Genomic DNA, 3,285 nt, shown 5'->3' on the forward strand with positions numbered 1-3,285 from the left:
TTGCCCAGACTTTTCCTACCATTGAGCAGTTGGCTCAAGCAACCGTCACCGATATTGAGGGAATCTACGGCATTGGACCAGAAATTGCTCAGTCTGTCTGGGGTTGGTTTCAGATTTCCAGCAACCAGACCTTGATTACTCGATTGCGAGAAGCGGGTTTACAGTTAGAAGCCTCTACTAAAACTAGAGCGCTAGATAAAACCCAACCCTTAACCGGAAAAACCTTTGTGATTACTGGCACCTTGCCTACCCTCAAGCGTAGTGACGCGAAAGACTTGATTCAAAACGCTGGTGGTAAGGTTACTAGTTCAGTTAGTGCCAAAACTGATTATTTGGTGGTTGGGGAAGATGCTGGTTCTAAGTTAGAAAAGGCTAAAGAATTAGGAATTACCCAATTAAGTGAATCCCAGTTGTTGGACTTGCTTTAACTGAACCTATTCCAAACAAATCTACGTTAGCGATTCCCGATTCCCGATTCCCGATTCCCGATTCCCGATTCCCGATTCCCGATTCCCGATTCCCGATTCCCGATTCCCGATTCCCTTACTGTGGTTGCTTCAACCGGTCAGGTGATAGGGAGGGAGTAAGCCCAGCAAAAAACCCCGCGTCTGATGACCGGGGAGTGTTGACAGTGTCAATTGAAGGTTTAGCGGTAACGACGCTTGCGTCTGCGAGCGATCGCTTTGCGCTTTTTCTTTTCAATGGGAGTCTCAAAGTGACGTAGACGCTTCATATCAGCAAAAATTCCTGCTTTAGAGACTTGTCGCTTAAATCTACGCAGGGCTGACTCAATACCTTCATTTTCACCGACAACCACTTGGGTCATACTAAATTAATCCTCCTAAATTTGAACAAAAAATTCTACCTATACTATCATACAATTATACTATCTAGCAATATTGCTGATAACAAGACGTGACAGGATATTACCCAGCAGGGTGAATACCCGACAGAATCTGCCTGGGTGATTATACCTTGACACTCCCCGTCCTAGAAGAACGGGGATTCTTGCTTCAACGAGCCAACTTGCTCAACCAGACCGGAATCAGGAAGAGTAGAGGTTGATTCTCCGCAAGCGTTCGGATCAATGATCCAAGTTCCGGTGTGCCCCACCGTACTCAAGGCTCTTGTTCTAATGTTGATGGCGGCGTTGTGGTCTCTGTCTAGTTCGCACCCACACTTGCAAGTATGAGTTCGAGTTGATAGCGACTTTTTGACCACTTCACCACAACTAGAACAGTTCTGGCTAGTGTAGGCAGGATTAACTGCAACGGTTATTCTGCCAAACTTGACGCCAAAGTGCTCCATCCATTTTCGGAACTGATACCAACCTGCATCATTAATAGACTTAGCAAGACAATGATTTTTTGCTAGATTTTTTACTCTTAAGTCTTCGTAGGCGACCAAGTCGTTAGACCGGATTACGCAACGTGCGAGTCTCTTGGCATGTTCTTCACGTTGCCTACTTATCTTGAGATGTGTCCTGCCTAATCTATTAACGGCTTTTTTACGGTTGGATGAGCCTTTCTTTTTTCGGGATACTCGACGCTGATAGAACTTAAGGCGCTTTTCTCCCTTTCGATAAAACCTTGGGTTAGGTTCAGTATTCCCATCAGAATCAGTGTAAAAATCTTTAAGTCCTACATCCAGTCCGATAGTTTTACCGGTTGATTCTAATTCTTCATTGATATCGACTGAAACGCAGAACTGGACATAGTACCCATCTGCTCGCCAAACTATTCTAACCCGCTTAATTTGTTTCTTATCAAAGCGCCACAAGTCCCATTTACCCTTGAGTTTAAGCTTCCCAATTCCTTTTTTATCTGTGAAAGTGATTGATTTTTTATCAGGGGACAATTTCCATCCTGATTGCTTATACTCAACCGATCTCACCTTTTTCTTGAACTTGGGAAACCCTTTCTTTCCGGGTACCTTTTTCTTGCAATTGTCGTAAAATTTCGCGATTGATGACCATGCTCGTTCGGACGCGGCCTGACGAGCACTAGAGTTCAACTCATTAGCAAAAGGAAACTGTTTGGCCAAAACCTTGCAATATTTGCTAAGGTCGTACTTCCCAGTTCCTTTGTTGTCCAACCACAAGCGAATACAGCTATTACGGATAAACTTCACTGTCCGAATAGCTTCGTCTATAGCTGAATATTGGTGTTTTTTGCCCCATGCTTTGAACTCTAGAATGATCATTGACCTAAGGTCACGCTCCGCGAACGAAGATCGATCTGTTTCGATAAACTCCAAAATTAACATGCTTGGCGACAACTGTCAATATAGATTCTAAAAAAAAAAGCCGTCCTAGAAGGACGGGGCTTTAAACCCAATATTTTTGGTAAAAATACTGGGATAAAAAAATTATTTAAAAAATTAGGGTTGATTAAGATGAAGGTAAGCTATAAGCTATCAGCAGCTAGCTATCAGCTATAAGCTATCAGCAACCAGCTATTATGCAAAGGCTGACGGCACCTTAAGTAGCGTGGCTGAACGCGCACGCATGAGCTAAAAGCTCAGGGCTGACGGCTGACGGCTGACGGCTGATTGCTTACGGATGAAGTTTAGCGATCGCATTTTCAATCAACTCAACTCCTTGGTCAACCGTCTCTATTCTACTGAGTTTCTGACGCAATTCCCCTGCTCCGGGAAACCCTTTCGCGTACCAACTCATGTGTTTCCGGGATTGATAAATACCCCGCTCCCCCTTATAGTGCCATAGACCTTGTAAATGCTCCTTAGCACATTCAAGCAGTTGTACTGGTGTGGTTGGGGGTAACAGTTGTCCGGTTTTCAGGAAATAGTCTATTTCTCCGACTAGAAAGGGATAGCCCAGGGTTCCCCGAGAACACATTACCCCATCAGCACCGGTTTCTTCCAAGCAGCGCACTGCTGCATCGACGGACAAAATATCCCCATTAGCAATCACTGGGATAGACAGCACATCTTTTACCCGCTTAATCCATTCCCAGCGAGCCGAGCCATTATACCCCTGGTCACGAGTACGGCCATGGAGGGTCAACATCTGAGCCCCGGCATCTTCCATACGTTGGGCAAATTCTACCGCATTGATCTCCTGATCAGTCCAGCCAATACGGGTTTTGACCGTTACAGGTACCTCCACTGCCTTGACTACTGATTGTACAATTGCTTCTGCCGTTTCTGGATCTCGCAGTAAGGCAGACCCGCCACCATTTTTAGTAATTTTATTAACAGGGCAACCCATATTGATATCCACAGTATCTGCCCCTTCTGCCACTGCCCTTTGTGCCGCTTGAGCCA

4 protein-coding genes are annotated in these 3,285 nt (G+C 45.1%); 1 reads left to right on the forward strand and 3 read right to left on the reverse strand.

The window, feature by feature from the left end; all coding sequences use genetic code 11:
- A partial coding sequence (locus F6K57_RS40735; protein WP_293074641.1) for a BRCT domain-containing protein occupies positions 1–428 on the forward strand: 428 nt, incomplete at its 5' end.
- A gap of 218 nt (positions 429–646) precedes the next feature.
- Here F6K57_RS40735 and rpsU read toward each other — a convergent pair.
- From rpsU to dusB, 3 genes are all read right to left on the reverse strand, one after another.
- Positions 647–826 (reverse strand): 30S ribosomal protein S21, encoded by a 180-nt coding sequence (gene rpsU / locus F6K57_RS40740; RefSeq protein ID WP_008186741.1) that lies wholly within the window; start codon positions 824–826, stop codon positions 647–649.
- A 164-nt stretch (positions 827–990) separates the two neighbouring features.
- Positions 991–2,202 (reverse strand): transposase, encoded by a 1,212-nt coding sequence (locus F6K57_RS40745; protein ID WP_293074643.1) that lies wholly within the window; start codon positions 2,200–2,202, stop codon positions 991–993.
- A gap of 352 nt (positions 2,203–2,554) precedes the next feature.
- The coding region (dusB, locus tag F6K57_RS40750; protein WP_293074645.1) for a tRNA dihydrouridine synthase DusB at positions 2,555–3,285 on the reverse strand (731 nt) is incomplete at its 5' end.

The sequence above is a fragment of the Moorena sp. SIO4A5 genome, assembly GCF_010672005.1.
Taxonomy (GTDB): Bacteria; Cyanobacteriota; Cyanobacteriia; order Cyanobacteriales; family Coleofasciculaceae; genus Moorena.